Source organism: Enterobacter sp. BIDMC92, assembly GCF_001030225.1.
Taxonomy (GTDB): Bacteria; Pseudomonadota; Gammaproteobacteria; order Enterobacterales; family Enterobacteriaceae; genus Enterobacter; species Enterobacter sichuanensis.
This window is the reverse complement of the sequence record NZ_KQ087598.1, coordinates 792,736-809,042: the sequence shown is the minus strand read 5'-3', so window position 1 is coordinate 809,042 and position 16,307 is coordinate 792,736. Positions and strand designations below refer to the sequence as shown.

The following is a 16,307-nucleotide window of genomic DNA, read 5'->3' as shown; positions in this document are numbered from 1 at the left end:
ACATGAAAAGTAAACTTCTCAGTGGACTGGTGCTGTTCATGCTTTCCGCTTCGGCGATGGCGCAGCAAGCCTTCACCACGCCCGACCAGGCGACCGATGCGCTGGCAAAAGCCATTAGCGAGCATAACGAGCGCGCGATGAGCAATCTGCTTGGCGAGAACTGGCGCGATTTTCTGCCCCCGGAAGGCGTTGACCCGGATGCCGTCGATCGTTTCCTGCGCGACTGGAAAGTGCGTCATAACACCGTTGTCGAAGGGGATACGGCGCATCTTGTCGTTGGCGACAGCGGCTGGCAGCTTCCTATTCCGGTGATTAAAACCAGCGCTGGCTGGCAATTCGATATCAAAGAAGGTGCTGAAGAGATCCTGACCCGCGAAATCGGACGTAACGAGCTCGCCGCCATTGAAGCGTTACATGCCTACGTTGATGCGCAGCAAAGCTACTTTGCGATGAACCAAACCTACGCGCAGAAAATTGTGAGTTCGGAAGGGAAAAAAGACGGTTTGTACTGGCCCGCGTCACCCGGGGAAGCCCCCAGCCCGCTCGGCCCGGCATTTAGCCCGAAAGAACCGGGTACCGGCTATCACGGCTACCGTTTCCGGATCCTGCCGGAGAACAACGGTTTCGCGATGGTGGCCTGGCCGGTCAGCTATGGCCAGACGGGCGTAATGAGCTTTGTGATAAACCAGGACGACAAGGTTTACCAGGCCGATCTCGGTAGCGATTCGGCGCAGAAAGCCCAGGCGATCACCTCATATAACCCGGATAAAACCTGGCAGCCCGTCGCGCCCTGAATGCCGCCAACGGGCTGAGTGTTATAAGCCGGGTATGGCAGCGCTGCCACCCGGCTTTTTAACTTACAGAATATTGGCGACCGATTTCGCCAGCTGCGCTTCGAGAACCGGTTTCGCTTCCTCGAACTTCAGATTGACTTTGTTAGCGTTCGATACCACGCGGGTCTGATACTTCGCGCGATCGCCCTGCTCGCTGCTGGTCTGCAGTTTCACGCCAGACGTCCCCTGACGCAGCGCCGCGATGTTATCGGTAGTAACTTTCGCTTTGCTACGCTCAGAGATCTGCAGGTCGGTTACCATGGTGTAGTTCACATCTTCCACCATCGCATCGGCAGCCATGCCGATCAGACCAGCCGCCAGACCTACGCCCAGCGCCGCCCCCGAAGAATTACTGTTATAGGCAGTGATACCGGCACCCAGTGCAGCGCCAACGGCGGCACCTTCGTAACCGGTTTTCAAATAGCCCTGGGCTTCGCGCAGGTCCATTTTGTCCGCTTTAAGGACGTTAGCCTGCACCCAGTAGTAGGCGCTGTCAGGCGAGGACGTGACTTTGTACCCTTTGGCGCTCAGATCGTTTGCCAGCAGCGTCTGCAGGTTGCTCATGTCTTTATCAGAGGTATTTTTGACCTGAATGTAGACCGTCTTCTCACTGGATGGCTCAAGCCAGATGGTTTCACTCATCTGCGTTTTTACTTCCAGGTTGCGCTTCTTCACCGCCGTCGTCATCGCGCCGCACCCGGTCAGCGTCATCACTGCCGCTAATAAGCCAATCCCCATCACTTTCTTCAAAGACATGTTATTTCCTTTTTGCGTGTAATCAAAAATCCAGATCGTTAACCGTGCGGCCAGTAGCTACACAATGGTGAAAAAAGTATCGGCAGACAGACGCAAATTTTTAGGGGAAATAACAATAAGTTACCTACCATAACGGGTAGTTTTCAGGCAAAAAAAACGCCTCCAGAGGAGGCGTCAGGCAATCACGGAAGAAACTTACTTCTTCTTCGCTTTTGCGTTTGGCAGGTCGGTAATGCTGCCTTCGAACACTTCTGCCGCCAGGCCAACGGACTCGTGCAGAGTCGGGTGAGCGTGGATGGTCAGCGCGATGTCTTCCGCGTCACAGCCCATTTCGATAGCCAGACCGATTTCACCCAGCAGCTCGCCGCCGTTGGTACCGACAATCGCACCACCGATAACGCGGTGAGTCTCTTTGTCGAAGATCAGTTTGGTCATACCGTCTGCGCAGTCGGACGCGATAGCACGGCCAGAAGCTGCCCACGGGAAGGTAGCCGTTTCGTAGCTGATGCCTTTCTCTTTCGCTTCTTTCTCAGTCAGACCCACCCATGCAACTTCTGGCTCGGTGTAAGCGATAGATGGGATCACTTTCGGATCGAAGTAGTGTTTCATGCCTGCGATAACTTCAGCGGCAACGTGACCTTCGTGAACACCTTTGTGCGCCAGCATTGGCTGACCGACGATATCGCCGATAGCGAAGATGTGCGGCACGTTAGTGCGCAGCTGTTTGTCAACGCGGATGAAGCCACGGTCGTCCACTTCCACGCCAGCTTTGCCCGCGTCGAGGTTTTTACCGTTCGGCACACGGCCGATAGCCACCAGCACGGCGTCGTAACGCTGTGGTTCGGATGGGGCTTTTTTGCCTTCCATGGAAACGTAAATACCGTCTTCTTTCGCTTCAACGGCAGTCACTTTGGTTTCCAGCATCAGGTTGAATTTCTTGCTGATGCGTTTGGTGAAGACTTTAACGATGTCTTTGTCTGCAGCCGGGATAACCTGGTCGAACATTTCAACCACGTCGATCTCTGAACCCAGCGCATGGTATACGGTACCCATTTCCAGACCGATGATACCGCCGCCCATAACCAGCAGGCGTTTTGGAACGGTTTTCAGTTCCAGTGCATCGGTGGAATCCCACACGCGTGGATCTTCATGTGGAATGAATGGCAGTTCGATTGGGCGAGAGCCTGCCGCGATGATCGCGTTGTCGAAGTTGATCACGGTTTTGCCGTTTTCGCCTTCAACTTCCAGGGTGTTCGCACCGGTGAATTTACCCAGACCGTTAACCACTTTCACTTTACGGCCTTTGGCCATACCCGCCAGACCGCCGGTCAGCTGAGTGATAACTTTCTCTTTCCAGGTACGAATCTTGTCGATATCGGTTTTCGGCTCGCCGAAGACGATACCGTGTTCAGCCAGTGCTTTGGCTTCTTCGATAACTTTCGCTACGTGCAGCAGCGCTTTAGAAGGGATACAGCCGACGTTCAGACAAACACCGCCGAGGGTGCTGTAACGTTCTACGATGACGGTTTCCAGACCTAAATCCGCTGCGCGGAATGCTGCGGAGTAACCTGCTGGGCCTGCCCCAAGTACTACGACCTGAGTTTTGATTTCTGTGCTCATCATGACCTCTTAATTTATACCCGTCGTCCACCGGGTCGTTCTATCCGCCCGTATTTTACAAAATTGTTAACAATTTTGAAACAACAAACGGCTCACGAATTATCGCTTACACCAATAACCTCATAAACCCCATGAGATTATCAGAAAAAAGCCGGCCGACCGGCCGGCTTTTCGATTACATCACCAGGCGGCGAATGTCGCTCAGCATGTTGTTGATGATGGTGATGAAACGCGCACCATCAGCACCGTCGATCACGCGGTGGTCGAAGGACAGAGAGATTGGCATCATCAGACGCGGCACGAACTCTTTGCCATTCCACACCGGCTCCATCGCGGACTTGGACACACCGAGGATCGCCACTTCCGGCGCATTAACAATCGGTGCGAAGTGGGTCGTGCCCAGGCCGCCGATGCTGGAGATAGTGAAGCAGCCGCCCTGCATTTCGCCGGCAGTCAGCTTACCATCACGCGCTTTTTTGGAGATGGTGGTCAGTTCACGGGACAGCTCAGTAATGCTCTTCTTGTTCACGTCTTTGAAGACCGGAACAACCAGACCATTTGGCGTATCAACCGCAACACCGATGTTGATGTATTTCTTCAGCGTCAGCTTCTGGCCGTCTTCGGACAGAGAGCTGTTGAAGCGTGGCATCTGCTCAAGGGCAGCGGCAACGGCTTTCATGATGAAGACCACTGGGGTGAATTTCACGTCCAGTTTACGCTTCTCAGCTTCAGCGTTCTGCTGTTTACGGAACGCTTCCAGATCGGTGATATCGGTTTTGTCGAAGTGCGTAACGTGCGGGATCATCACCCAGTTACGGCTCAGGTTCGCACCAGAAATTTTCTGGATACGGCCCAGTTCCACTTCTTCGATTTCGCCGAACTTGCTGAAGTCCACTTTCGGCCATGGCAGCATGCCCGGGATACCGCCGCCAGCGGCTGCAGCAGGTGCAGCTTCGGCGCGTTTCACCGCGTCCTTCACATAGGCCTGAACGTCTTCGCGCAGGATACGACCTTTACGGCCGGTCCCTTTCACTTTCGCCAGGTTCACACCGAACTCGCGCGCCAGGCGACGAATCAGCGGGGTCGCGTGGACGTAAGCATCATTTTCAGCGAACTCAGATTTTTCAGCTTTAGCAGCAGGGGCAGCGGCAGGTTTAGCAGCCTGAGCCGGCGCAGCGGCAGGTGCCGGAGCAGCCGCGGCAGCCGGAGCTGCGGCAGGCGCAGCGCCTTCCACTTCGAAGACCATGATCAGAGAGCCGGTAGACACTTTGTCGCCGGTGCTGATCTTGATCTCTTTAACGGTACCCGCGAACGGCGCAGGCACTTCCATAGACGCTTTGTCGCCTTCTACGGTGATCAGTGACTGTTCAGCGGCAACTTTGTCGCCCACTTTCACCATCACTTCGGTCACTTCAACTTCGTCACCGCCGATGTCCGGTACGTTAACGTCTTTCACGCCGCCGGCAGCAGCAGGTGCAGCGGCCGGAGCCGGAGCAGCTGCCTGAGCAGGCGCGGCGGCAGGTGCAGCACCTGCCACTTCGAAGATCATGATCAGGGAGCCGGTAGACACTTTGTCGCCGGTGTTGATCTTGATCTCTTTAACGGTACCCGCGAATGGCGCTGGCACTTCCATAGAGGCTTTGTCGCCTTCTACGGTGATCAGAGACTGCTCAGCCGCTACGGTATCGCCCACTTTCACCAGGATCTCAGTGACTTCAACTTCGTCACCGCCGATGTCAGGCACGTTCACTTCTTTTGCTGCTGCGGCAGCTGCTGGAGCAGCGGCGGCCGGAGCGGCTTTCTTCTCTTCCTGCGCAGGTGCAGCAGCTGCTGCACCGTCGGCGGAATCGAAAATCATGATCAGTTTGCCGGTCTCGGTTTTATCGCCAACAGAGACTTTGATCTCTTTAACGATGCCAGCCTGAGGAGACGGGACTTCCATAGAGGCTTTGTCGCCTTCTACGGTGATCAGCGACTGTTCAGCTTCAACTTTGTCGCCTACTTTGACCAGGATCTCGGTGATTTCAACTTCATCAGCCCCGATGTCCGGTACATTGATTTCGATAGCCATTATTCTTTTACCTCTTACGCCAGACGCGGGTTAACTTTTTCTGCATCGATGTTGAATTTGGTGATTGCGTCCGCAACCACTTTCTTATCGATTTCGCCACGTTTAGCCAGTTCGCCCAGTGCTGCTACAACCACGTAAGAAGCATCAACTTCGAAGTGGTGACGCAGGTTTTCACGGCTGTCAGAACGACCGAAGCCGTCAGTACCCAGAACGCGATAATCATCAGCTGGAACGTAAGTACGAACCTGCTCAGCGAACAGTTTCATATAGTCAGTAGACGCCACCGCTGGCGCGTCGTTCATCACCTGAGCGATGTACGGAACGCGTGGAGTTTCCAGTGGGTGCAGCATGTTCCAGCGCTCACAATCCTGGCCATCACGCGCCAGTTCAGTGAAGGAGGTCACGCTGTACACGTCGGAACCTACACCGTAGTCCTTCGCCAGGATCTGTGCAGCTTCACGTACGTGACGCAGGATAGAACCGGAGCCCAGCAGCTGAACTTTACCTTTGCTACCTTCGAGGGTTTCGAGTTTGTAGATACCTTTACGGATACCTTCCTCGGCACCTGCTGGCATTGCCGGCATGTGGTAGTTTTCGTTCAGGGTGGTGATGTAGTAGTAAATGTTCTCTTGCGCTTCACCGTACATGCGATGCAGACCGTCATGCATGATGACTGCCACTTCGTACGCGTAAGCCGGGTCGTAAGAGATACAGTTAGGGATAGTCAGAGACTGAATGTGGCTGTGGCCATCTTCGTGCTGCAGACCTTCACCGTTCAGGGTCGTACGACCGGAAGTTCCACCAATCAGGAAGCCGCGAGCCTGCTGGTCGCCTGCCTGCCAGCACAGGTCACCGATACGCTGGAACCCGAACATGGAGTAGTAGATGTAGAACGGGATCATCGGCAGGTTGTTGGTGCTGTAAGAGGTCGCAGCAGCCAGCCAGGATGCGCCTGCACCCAGCTCGTTGATACCTTCCTGCAGGATCTGACCTTTCTCGTCTTCTTTGTAGTATGCAACCTGCTCACGGTCCTGCGGGGTGTACTGCTGGCCGTTCGGGCTGTAGATACCGATCTGACGGAACAGACCTTCCATACCGAAAGTACGCGCTTCGTCGGCGATGATTGGCACCAGACGATCTTTGATCGACTTGTTCTTCAGCATCACGTTCAGGGCACGAACGAAAGCGATAGTGGTAGAGATCTCTTTGTTCTGCTCTTCCAGCAGCTGAGAGAAGTCTTCCAGTGCTGGCAGTTCCAGCTTCTCGGTGAAGTTAGGCTGACGAGCTGGCAGGTAGCCTTTCAGCGCCTGACGACGTTCGTGCAGGTACTTGTACTCTTCAGAACCTTCCGGGAAGGTGATGTAAGACAGGTTTTCAACCTGCTCATCGGTGACTGGAACGTTGAAACGGTCGCGGATATAGCGCACGCCGTCCATGTTCATTTTCTTAACCTGGTGAGCGATGTTTTTACCTTCTGCGGTATCACCCATGCCGTAACCTTTGATGGTATGGGCCAGGATAACGGTCGCTTTACCTTTGGTTTCGCGCGCTTTTTTCAGTGCTGCGTAGATTTTCTTCGGATCGTGACCACCACGGTTCAGCGCCCAGATCTGCTCATCAGTCCAGTCTGCAACCAGTGCGGCGGTTTCAGGGTATTTGCCGAAGAAGTGCTCACGCACGTAGGCACCGTCTTTGGATTTGAAGGTCTGGTAGTCACCGTCAACGGTTTCGTTCATCAGCTGGATCAGTTTACCGCTGGTATCTTTACGCAGCAGCTCGTCCCAACGGGAACCCCACATGACTTTGATCACGTTCCAGCCCGCACCCGCGAAGATGCCTTCCAGTTCGTTGATGATCTTGCCGTTACCGGTTACCGGACCATCCAGACGCTGCAGGTTACAGTTGATGATGAAGCACAGGTTGTCCAGCTTCTCACGGGTCGCGATGGTGATCGCACCTTTAGATTCTGGCTCATCCATCTCGCCGTCGCCCAGGAAGGCGTATACGGTCTGCTCAGAGGTGTCTTTCAGACCACGGTGTTCCAGGTACTTCAGGAATTTAGCCTGATAGATCGCACCGATTGGGCCCAGACCCATGGATACGGTCGGGAACTGCCAGAATTCAGGCATCAGTTTAGGGTGCGGGTAAGAAGACAGACCTTTACCGTGAACTTCCTGACGGAAGTTGTTCATCTGCTCTTCAGTCAGACGACCTTCCAGGAATGCACGTGCATAGATGCCCGGAGAGATGTGGCCCTGGAAGTACACCAGATCGCCGCCGTCTTTCTCGTTCGCTGCACGGAAGAAGTGGTTGAAGCACACTTCGTAAACGGTCGCAGAGGACTGGAAGGATGCCATGTGGCCACCCAGTTCCAGGTCTTTCTTGGATGCGCGCAGAACGGTCATGATGGCGTTCCAGCGAATTGCAGAACGGATACGACGTTCCAGATCCAGATTGCCCGGGTATTCCGGTTCGTCTTCAACGGCAATCGTGTTTACGTAGTTGCTAGCCCCTGCACCTGAAGCAACCTTCACGCCGCCTTTGCGGGCTTCAGAAAGCAGCTGATCAATCAGATACTGAGCGCGCTCAACACCTTCTTCACGGATGACCGATTCGATCGCCTGTAGCCAGTCGCGAGTTTCGATCGGATCCACGTCATTTTGGAGACGTTCTGACATGGGGGTATTCCTTATCTATCTAATACGTTGATTTGTCTGGAACCTGTCCCATTGTGCTCTTGGGCAAGAACACAATAAGACAGGTTCTGCGTTTAGTTGCCGCGCTCTAAAAGTACCTGGCGCTTAATCCTTTCGTTGCTGTATGCGGCGTAATGAACGTTCGCGACGCGATTGTTCACGGCTGCGGTCCAGCAAGATTTCCTCAATGAAAGCCAGATGTCGGTGCGACGCTTCGCGCGCCTGCTCCGGTTCCCCGGCCATTATCGCCTCGAATACTCGGGTGCGATGGTTGCTTACCAGTGGGAGCATGTCCCGACGGGCATACAACAATTCAAAATTTTGACGAACGTTCTGGGCCAGCATCGGCTCCATGCAGCGTAGCAGATGGAGGAGCACCACATTGTGTGCCGCTTCGGTGACGGCGATTTGATACTGGACGACGGCGCTGGACTCGGCGTCTAAATCGCCGGACTGCTGTGCCCGTTCAATGGCCTGATGCAGCTCGCGGATACGCACGCGATCTTCATCAGTGCTGCGAAGGGCGGCGTAATAGGCCGCAATACCTTCAAGCGCGTGACGGGTCTCAAGCAGATCAAACTGGGATTCTGGGTGGTCAGAGAGAAGTTCTACCAGCGGATCGCTGAAGCTCTGCCACAGGCTGTTTTGCACAAAAGTTCCGCCGCCCTGACGACGAAGCAGCAAGCCCTTAGCTTCGAGGCGTTGAATCGCCTCACGCAGAGAGGGACGTGAAACGTCGAACTGTTTTGCCAGTTCGCGTTCTGGCGGAAGTTTCTCACCCGGGCGCAGAGTCCCTTCGAGGATTAAAAACTCCAGCTGCTGCTCAATCACATCAGATAGTTTTGGTTGGCGAATTTTGCTGTAGGCCATATTCCCTGTCTTACGCCTTTTTGCCCGGAGTCAATTGGTCTTACCAATTTCTATTTCGTATCGCTAAAGTAACAAAGTATTCACCTTCTGTCCATATTGGTTTTGATTGAAATCAGTAAACCCTGCACATTTTAACAACCTTACAGAAATAACGTTTCAGAAATGTAACTTTGCACAAATGAGTTGATTACCCCTAAAGAGGAAGTTTTAACCATAATGAAACGAGGGTTTTTGCAATCTGAAGCGATTCAACAAAGCAAATAATGAAATTTCGCCCACTTATGGCGAATTTCTATTCTATAGGTTGGGATAAGAAGAATGAGCGGAACGATTTACAAATGCTTTCTTTTTATTCAACTCGTCATCCGTGCGTCATAAAGCAGGTGCATTCGCAGGCACTTACCACTATTCTGGCGCTTACGGAAGAGTTCTCCGCTTTTTTCGGTCTTATTAACCGTAAAGAAATAAATACAGAAAATGGATATTCATAATTACACACGCTCAGCGTGAACATAACAACCACACACGAGGTTTCAAATGGAAGCTCAACAGCACGGCGATCAGCTAAAGCGCGGGCTTAAAAACCGCCATATTCAGCTCATCGCACTGGGCGGTGCTATCGGAACCGGCCTGTTTCTGGGTAGCGCATCCGTTATCCAGTCAGCCGGTCCAGGCATTATTCTGGGGTACGCCATCGCAGGCTTTATCGCCTTTCTGATTATGCGTCAGTTGGGTGAAATGGTCGTTGAAGAGCCAGTGGCGGGCTCGTTCAGCCATTTTGCATACAAGTACTGGGGCAGTTTCGCCGGTTTCGCCTCTGGCTGGAACTACTGGGTACTGTACGTGCTGGTTGCGATGGCCGAGCTTACCGCCGTCGGGAAATACATTCAGTTCTGGTACCCCGAGATCCCAACCTGGGCCTCCGCGGCGGCCTTCTTCGTCATTATCAACGCCATTAACCTGACCAACGTAAAAGTGTTCGGTGAAATGGAATTCTGGTTTGCGATTATTAAAGTGATTGCCGTGGTGGCGATGATCATCTTTGGCGGCTGGCTGCTGTTCAGCGGCAACGGTGGCCCACAGGCAACCGTTCGCAACCTCTGGGAACAGGGCGGCTTCCTGCCTCACGGCATGACGGGGCTGGTGATGATGATGGCGATCATCATGTTCTCCTTTGGTGGTCTGGAGCTGGTGGGGATCACCGCCGCTGAAGCAGACAATCCGGAGCAGAGCATTCCCAAAGCCACTAACCAGGTTATCTACCGTATTCTGATCTTCTATGTGGGTTCGCTGGCCGTACTGCTCTCCCTGCTGCCGTGGACGCGCGTCACTGCTGACACCAGCCCGTTTGTGCTGATCTTCCACGAACTGGGCGATACGGTTGTAGCGAATGCGCTTAACATCGTTGTACTGACGGCGGCGCTCTCCGTTTACAACAGCTGTGTCTATTGCAACAGCCGTATGCTGTTCGGCCTGGCGCAGCAGGGTAACGCGCCGAAAGCGCTGCTCAACGTCGATAAACGCGGCGTGCCGGTAAACACCATTATCGTATCAGCCATCGTGACCGCGCTGTGCGTACTCATCAACTACATGGCGCCAGAATCGGCGTTTGGTCTGCTGATGGCGCTGGTGGTCTCTGCCCTGGTCATCAACTGGGCGATGATCAGCCTGGCACACATCAAGTTCCGCCGTGCGAAACAGCAGCAGGGCGTCACCACGCGCTTCCCTGCCCTGTTCTACCCGCTGGGTAACTGGGTTTGCCTGCTGTTTATGGCGGCCGTGCTGGTCATCATGCTGATCACACCGGGTATGGCGATTTCCGTTTACCTGATCCCGGTCTGGATTGCCGTGCTCGGCGTCGGCTATCTGTTCAGCCAGAAAAGCCGTAAAGCCATGAAGGCCCACTAAGCCTCCTTCTGCGGTACCTGCTTTTGCGGGTACCGCACGTTGTTACCTCCCTCACACTTTCACCTCCACAGCGCTTTTATCCATATCACCGCCCTGATACTGCAACGCATATATTCCTTCGCCAGCAAATAATTCTCTCCATACCGCAAACCGGAGAGCAGTCTATGGATAACGCTAAACTGTCAGTAAAAGAAAAGATCGGCTACGGGATGGGCGATGCAGGTTGCAACATCATCTTTGGCGCCATCATGTTGTTTGTGAACTATTTTTACACCGATATTTTTGGTCTGGCGCCGGCGCTGGTGGGCGTACTGCTGCTCTCCGTGCGCGTTATTGATGCCGTCACCGACCCGATTATGGGCGCGATTGCCGACCGTACCCGCAGCAAATACGGTCGGTTTCGTCCATGGCTGCTGTGGATTGCCTTCCCCTACGCACTGTTCAGCATCCTGATGTTCACCACGCCAGAGTGGAGCTATAACAGCAAAGTTATCTATGCGTTTGTCACCTACTTCCTGCTCTCTTTGACCTATACGGCAATCAATATTCCCTACTGCTCGCTGGGCGGGGTGATTACCAACGACCCTAAAGAGCGCGTCGCCTGCCAGTCATATCGCTTCGTGCTGGTCGGTATCGCCACGCTGCTGCTGTCCCTGACGCTGCTGCCGATGGCGGACTGGTTCGGAGGAGAGGACAAAGCCAAAGGCTACCAGATGGCAATGACCGTGCTGGCGCTGATTGGAACCTGTATGTTCCTGTTCTGCTTCGCCACCGTGCGCGAGCGTGTCCGCCCGGCAGTCCAGACCAATGACCAGCTGAAAAACGACCTGAAAGACGTGTGGAAGAACGACCAGTGGGTACGCATTCTGCTCCTGACCCTGTGCAACGTCTGCCCCGGCTTTATTCGCATGGCGGCTACCATGTATTACGTGACCTGGGTGATGGGCCAGAGTACCCACTTTGCCACCCTGTTTATCAGTCTGGGCGTGGTGGGCATGATGCTCGGCAGCATGCTGGCGAAAGTGCTGACCGACCGCTGGTGTAAGCTGAAGGTCTTCTTCTGGACCAATATCGTGCTGGCGATTTTCTCAACGGCCTTTTACTTCTTCGACCCAAAAGCCACCCTAACCATTATGGTGCTCTACGTCCTGCTGAATATCCTGCACCAGATCCCATCTCCGCTGCACTGGTCGCTGATGGCCGACGTCGATGACTACGGCGAGTGGAAAACCGGGAAACGCATCACCGGGATCAGCTTCTCCGGCAACATCTTCTTCCTGAAGCTGGGCCTGGCGATTGCCGGGGCAATGGTCGGCTTCCTGCTCTCCTGGTACGGCTACGATGCCGGGGCGAAAGCGCAAAGCGCGGATGCGATTAACGGTATTGTCCTGCTGTTTACCGTCATTCCGGGCATCGGGTATCTCATTACCGCAGGCGTGGTGCGTCTGCTGAAGGTTGACCGTGAAACGATGAAGCGGATCCAGGAGGACCTGGAGAAGCGTCGCAACAACTATCGCGAGCTGAACGAGTATCAGGAACTCAGCGTCGCTGAGACAAAATAAGGAAAGTCGCATGCAAACCTGGCCAAACCCGTTTATTGAACAACGCGCCGATCCGTATATTTTGCACCACGAGGGGCAATACTATTTTATCGCCTCCGTGCCGCAGTACGACAGACTGGCGATCCGTCGCGCGGACTCGCTGGAAGGGCTACGCGACGCTGAAGAGGTGACGGTCTGGCGAAAACCCGAGACCGGCCCAATGAGTCAGCTCATCTGGGCCCCGGAACTGCACCACATCGACGGCAAGTGGTACATCTATTTTGCGGCGGCGCACACGCAGGCGCTCGATGCGCTCGGGATGTTCCAGCACCGCATGTTTGCCATTGAATGTGCCGACCGCGATCCGCTTACCGGCAGGTGGGTGGAAAAAGGGCAAATCAAAACCCCGTTCGATACCTTCGCCCTGGACGCTACCACCTTTGTTCATCAGGGTAAACGCTGGTATCTGTGGGCGCAAAAAGCGCCAGATATCAACGGAAACTCCAACCTCTACCTGTGCGAAATGGCGAACCCGTGGACGCTGAAAGGCGAGCCGGTGATGCTCAGCAAGCCGGAATATGACTGGGAATGCCGTGGGTTCCGGGTCAACGAAGGCCCGGCGGTACTGGTTCACGACGATAAGCTGTTTATCAGCTATTCCGCCAGCGCCACCGATGAAAACTACTGCATGGGTCTGGTGTGGATAAACCGCAACGCCGATCCGCAAAACCCGGCGAACTGGCACAAATCTCCGCGCCCGGTATTCGCCACCAGCTATGAAAACCGCCAGTACGGGCCGGGCCATAACAGCTTCACGAAGACCCCAGACGGGGAAGATGTGCTGGTGTATCACGCCAGAAACTACACCGAAATAGAAGGCGATCCGCTATACGATCCCAACCGCCACACCCGCCTGAAGCGCGTTCGCTGGAACGAAAACGGGATGCCTGATTTCGGCATCCCGCCTGCGGATACGATTTAATCGTTACGGCACGCTGGCTTACACCAGCGTGCCGTAAATCGTCAGCAGCGCCACCACAACCACCACCACAAACGAGGTCTTCTTCGCCATTGAGACGGCGGCTTTAGGCGTTTCGATCTTGTCGGTATGCGGCTCGCGCGCCAGGGAGAACTGCGCCAGACGTGTTAACACCTGGTACTGTGAGGTATGGCGGTCAGCAAGAGAAGCGAACCATGCGGGCAGCGCTTTTTCGCCGTGGCCAATTAACGCATACACCACGCCCACCAGACGCACCGGGAGCCAGTCGAGCACATGCAGGATGGCATCAATCCCGGACAGCAAACGCTCATGCGGCGTCAGGTAACGGGCAAGCCAGGTCTGCCAGGCGCGAAGAAAAGCATAACCCATCAGCAGGACCGGTCCCCACGGCCCGCCCACCACAAACCAGAACAGCGGAGCCAGGTAGTAGCGGAAGTTAATCCACAGCAGCGCGTTTTGCAGCTCGCGCAGGAATTCGCGTTCATCGCAATCCGGCGGCACGCCGTGGATCAGCGTCAGTTCGCTCGCCATGGCACCGCGCGCGTGGGCATCATCACGCGACGCGGCTTTAAGATAAGCGTGGTAGTGCAAACGCACCTTCCCTGCGCCAATGCACAGGACACCGAGCAGGATCCACACCACCAGCAGCGGCACGTTGAAAAACAGTCCGTACAGCGAGCGCAGCAGCAGGAAGGTAATGACCATCACCCCGGCCATCATCAGCAGCGTACGCAGCATAGAAAAGTGCTTAATCCGGCGGAAAAGCACCTCCAGCCGGTGGTCCAGATGCCAGTGCTCGCCGAGTTTAAACAGGCGTTCAGCGATGATAACCAGCAGCATGGTAAACAACGTCATGGTATCTCCTTATTCTGACGACGCGTTGAGCATGGCGCGAAACCGGGGCCAGTCAAAGGCCGGGCCAGGATCGGTTTTTCGCGTCGGGGCAATATCACTGTGTCCCGTAATATTGTCGGCGATGGCCGGATAGCGCCCGATAAGCGCGCGGGTCACGGCCACTAACTGTTGATACTGTGAATCGGTATAGGGCGTGGTATCCGTGCCTTCCAGTTCGATGCCGATGGAGAAATCGTTGCAGCGTTCGCGCCCATGATACAACGACACCCCGGCATGCCAGGCGCGCTTATCAAAAGGAACGTACTGAACCACTTCACCATCACGGCGAATCAGGCAGTGAGCCGACACGCGCAGATGCGCAATCTCAGCGAAGAAAGGATGCGCATCGGGATCTATCGTTCCCGTGAATAACGCGTCAATCCACGGACCGCCAAATTCACCCGGCGGGAGACTAATATTATGAATAACCAGCAGTGTGGGCTTTTCATCCTCCGGGCGGCAGTCGTGGTGCGGCGAGGGCACATGCCGCGCATCCACCAGCCATCCGTTTTCTAACAACATGCTGGAACTCCTTATGTATGGTGCTGTTACTCGGTTCAGAGTAGCATGTTTCAATATTATGATTCGTTACCAATTTGGAGTTTTATCATGCCGCCTCGCCGCTACAACCCCGACCACCGACGTGAAGCGCTTCTGGAACGTATTAATATGGATATTCCGGCAAGCGTCGCCCATGCCCTGAAAGAAGACCTGGGCGGCGACGTGAATGCCGAAAAGGATATTACCGCACAATTGTTGCCAAAAGAGACACGCTCTCACGCGGTGATTATCACCCGTGAAGAGGGCGTTTTTTGTGGCAAGCGCTGGGTTGAAGAGGTCTTTACCCAGCTGGCGGGCGATGATGTGCAGATCGTCTGGCATGTTGAAGACGGCGATGCGATCGCCGCAAACCAGCCGCTGTTTGAACTCGACGGCCCGTCCCGCGTGCTGCTGACCGGCGAACGTACCGCCCTTAACTTCGTCCAGACCTTGTCCGGTGTGGCAAGTGAAGTCCGTCGCTACGTTAACCTGCTGGCTGGCACCCGTACCCAGCTGCTGGACACCCGCAAAACGCTGCCGGGTCTGCGTACGGCGCTGAAATACGCGGTACTCTGCGGCGGTGGCGCAAACCATCGTCTGGGATTATCTGACGCCTTCCTGATTAAAGAGAACCACATTATTGCCTCTGGCTCCGTGCGTCAGGCGGTGGAGAAAGCCTTCTGGCTGCACCCGGACGTGCCCGTTGAAGTGGAGGTCGAAAACCTCGAGGAGCTCGACCAGGCTATTAAGGCCGGGGCTGATATCATCATGCTTGATAACTTCGAAACGGAACAGATGCGCGAAGCCGTCAAGCTCACCAACGGCCAGGCACAGCTTGAAGTGTCCGGGAACGTCACCTTCGACACGATCCGTGAGTTCGCCGAGACGGGCGTGGATTACATCTCCGTCGGGGCTCTGACCAAACACGTTCGCGCTCTCGACCTTTCCATGCGTTTCAAATAATGATGGCTCCCCTCTCCACCCGGAGAGGGGAATGTCTGCCCCGCTCGCAATTCCGTTGTACTTCCCTGCAACGCAGAATGAATTCTCTGAAGCCCCTTTCCCGTTCCCTTTTTTGCCCCTCGTTTCTGCCCTTTCGCGCTGACAGAGTAGCGCCACTTAACCTAAGGAGCAGATATGGACAAACAACACGGATTCACGCTCATTGAGTTGATGGTGGTCATTGGCATTATTGCAATTCTGAGCGCCATCGGCGTCCCCGCCTATCAGAACTACCTGCGCAAAGCGGCGCTGACGGATATGTTGCAAACCTTCGTCCCCTACCGCACCGCCATTGAGCTGTGCGCACTGGATCATGGCGGCGTGACAGACTGTGACAGCGGCAGCAACGGCATCCCTTCCCCGACGACAACACGTTATATCTCGGGAATGAGCGTAACACAGGGCGTCGTGTCATTAACGGGCCAGGAGAGCCTGACCGGGCTGGAGGTGGTGATGACGCCCCAGTGGAGCAGCGGCAACGGTATGACGGGCTGGAAACGTAGCTGCAATATCAGTAACGACAGCGAGCTCAAACAGGCCTGCGAAGACGTTTTCCGCTTCGACAATAACTGAGGA

13 protein-coding genes are annotated in these 16,307 nt (G+C 54.9%); 6 read left to right on the top strand and 7 right to left on the bottom strand.

Features of this window, described 5'->3' with window-relative positions:
• Positions 1 to 2 precede the first annotated feature (2 nt).
• A complete protein-coding gene (locus SP99_RS03650) occupies positions 3 to 794 on the top strand; it encodes a DUF2950 domain-containing protein (protein WP_047957762.1) in 792 nt (263 codons plus the stop codon).
• Positions 795 to 857: 63 nt separating this feature from the next.
• Here the strand turns inward: SP99_RS03650 and traT are convergent, their stop codons facing one another.
• The 5 genes from traT to pdhR form a co-directional block, all read right to left on the bottom strand.
• On the bottom strand, positions 858 to 1,589 hold the full coding sequence (gene traT / locus SP99_RS03645) for a conjugal transfer complement resistance protein TraT (RefSeq protein ID WP_025756777.1): 732 nt from the start codon (positions 1,587 to 1,589) through the stop codon (positions 858 to 860).
• A gap of 195 nt (positions 1,590 to 1,784) precedes the next feature.
• Positions 1,785 to 3,209 (bottom strand): dihydrolipoyl dehydrogenase, encoded by a 1,425-nt coding sequence (gene lpdA / locus SP99_RS03640; RefSeq protein ID WP_003856313.1) that lies wholly within the window; start codon positions 3,207 to 3,209, stop codon positions 1,785 to 1,787.
• Positions 3,210 to 3,384: 175 nt separating this feature from the next.
• The gene (aceF, locus tag SP99_RS03635; protein ID WP_025756776.1) at positions 3,385 to 5,280 is read right to left on the bottom strand and encodes a pyruvate dehydrogenase complex dihydrolipoyllysine-residue acetyltransferase; all 1,896 of its coding nucleotides are present in this window, start codon (positions 5,278 to 5,280) and stop codon (positions 3,385 to 3,387) included.
• 14 nt (positions 5,281 to 5,294) lie between these two features.
• Complete coding sequence (gene aceE / locus SP99_RS03630; RefSeq protein ID WP_025756775.1) at positions 5,295 to 7,958, bottom strand: pyruvate dehydrogenase (acetyl-transferring), homodimeric type; 2,664 nt, start codon at positions 7,956 to 7,958, stop codon at positions 5,295 to 5,297.
• A 123-nt stretch (positions 7,959 to 8,081) separates the two neighbouring features.
• A complete protein-coding gene (gene pdhR, locus SP99_RS03625) occupies positions 8,082 to 8,846 on the bottom strand; it encodes a pyruvate dehydrogenase complex transcriptional repressor PdhR (protein ID WP_008501960.1) in 765 nt (254 codons plus the stop codon).
• Between the two features lie 537 nt (positions 8,847 to 9,383).
• On the opposite strand from pdhR, the gene aroP reads away from it, so the two are divergent.
• The 3 genes from aroP (at position 9,384) to SP99_RS03610 (ending at position 13,277) form a co-directional block, all read left to right on the top strand.
• A complete protein-coding gene (gene aroP / locus SP99_RS03620) occupies positions 9,384 to 10,754 on the top strand; it encodes an aromatic amino acid transporter AroP (RefSeq protein WP_045284782.1) in 1,371 nt (456 codons plus the stop codon).
• Between the two features lie 164 nt (positions 10,755 to 10,918).
• Complete coding sequence (locus SP99_RS03615; RefSeq protein ID WP_047957761.1) at positions 10,919 to 12,316, top strand: glycoside-pentoside-hexuronide (GPH):cation symporter; 1,398 nt, start codon at positions 10,919 to 10,921, stop codon at positions 12,314 to 12,316.
• Between the two features lie 10 nt (positions 12,317 to 12,326).
• On the top strand, positions 12,327 to 13,277 hold the full coding sequence (locus SP99_RS03610; RefSeq protein ID WP_047957760.1) for a glycoside hydrolase family 43 protein: 951 nt from the start codon (positions 12,327 to 12,329) through the stop codon (positions 13,275 to 13,277).
• 18 nt (positions 13,278 to 13,295) lie between these two features.
• Here SP99_RS03610 and ampE read toward each other — a convergent pair whose 3' ends face one another.
• Positions 13,296 to 14,150 carry a beta-lactamase regulator AmpE gene (gene ampE, locus SP99_RS03605; protein ID WP_045284785.1) on the bottom strand — a complete coding sequence of 285 codons (855 nt, stop codon included), beginning with the start codon at positions 14,148 to 14,150 and terminating at the stop codon, positions 13,296 to 13,298.
• A 9-nt stretch (positions 14,151 to 14,159) separates the two neighbouring features.
• A complete protein-coding gene (ampD, locus tag SP99_RS03600) occupies positions 14,160 to 14,711 on the bottom strand; it encodes a 1,6-anhydro-N-acetylmuramyl-L-alanine amidase AmpD (RefSeq protein WP_047957759.1) in 552 nt (183 codons plus the stop codon).
• An 87-nt stretch (positions 14,712 to 14,798) separates the two neighbouring features.
• Here ampD and nadC point away from each other — a divergent pair, with 87 nt between their 5' ends.
• Together nadC and ppdD are read left to right on the top strand one after the other, a co-directional pair.
• The gene (gene nadC / locus SP99_RS03595) at positions 14,799 to 15,692 is read left to right on the top strand and encodes a carboxylating nicotinate-nucleotide diphosphorylase (protein WP_045284787.1); all 894 of its coding nucleotides are present in this window, start codon (positions 14,799 to 14,801) and stop codon (positions 15,690 to 15,692) included.
• Positions 15,693 to 15,866: 174 nt separating this feature from the next.
• Positions 15,867 to 16,304, top strand: coding sequence for a prepilin peptidase-dependent pilin (gene ppdD / locus SP99_RS03590; protein ID WP_047957758.1), 438 nt, complete (start codon positions 15,867 to 15,869; stop codon positions 16,302 to 16,304).
• The last annotated feature ends 3 nt before the right edge of the window (positions 16,305 to 16,307 follow it).

Coding starts and splice junctions, on each gene's coding strand:
- SP99_RS03650 (WP_047957762.1), top strand. CDS start 3: ATGAAAAGTAAACTTCTCAGTGGACTGGTGCTGTTCATGCTTTCCGCT.
- traT (WP_025756777.1), bottom strand. CDS start 1,589: ATGTCTTTGAAGAAAGTGATGGGGATTGGCTTATTAGCGGCAGTGATG.
- lpdA (WP_003856313.1), bottom strand. CDS start 3,209: ATGAGCACAGAAATCAAAACTCAGGTCGTAGTACTTGGGGCAGGCCCA.
- aceF (WP_025756776.1), bottom strand. CDS start 5,280: ATGGCTATCGAAATCAATGTACCGGACATCGGGGCTGATGAAGTTGAA.
- aceE (WP_025756775.1), bottom strand. CDS start 7,958: ATGTCAGAACGTCTCCAAAATGACGTGGATCCGATCGAAACTCGCGAC.
- pdhR (WP_008501960.1), bottom strand. CDS start 8,846: ATGGCCTACAGCAAAATTCGCCAACCAAAACTATCTGATGTGATTGAG.
- aroP (WP_045284782.1), top strand. CDS start 9,384: ATGGAAGCTCAACAGCACGGCGATCAGCTAAAGCGCGGGCTTAAAAAC.
- SP99_RS03615 (WP_047957761.1), top strand. CDS start 10,919: ATGGATAACGCTAAACTGTCAGTAAAAGAAAAGATCGGCTACGGGATG.
- SP99_RS03610 (WP_047957760.1), top strand. CDS start 12,327: ATGCAAACCTGGCCAAACCCGTTTATTGAACAACGCGCCGATCCGTAT.
- ampE (WP_045284785.1), bottom strand. CDS start 14,150: ATGACGTTGTTTACCATGCTGCTGGTTATCATCGCTGAACGCCTGTTT.
- ampD (WP_047957759.1), bottom strand. CDS start 14,711: ATGTTGTTAGAAAACGGATGGCTGGTGGATGCGCGGCATGTGCCCTCG.
- nadC (WP_045284787.1), top strand. CDS start 14,799: ATGCCGCCTCGCCGCTACAACCCCGACCACCGACGTGAAGCGCTTCTG.
- ppdD (WP_047957758.1), top strand. CDS start 15,867: ATGGACAAACAACACGGATTCACGCTCATTGAGTTGATGGTGGTCATT.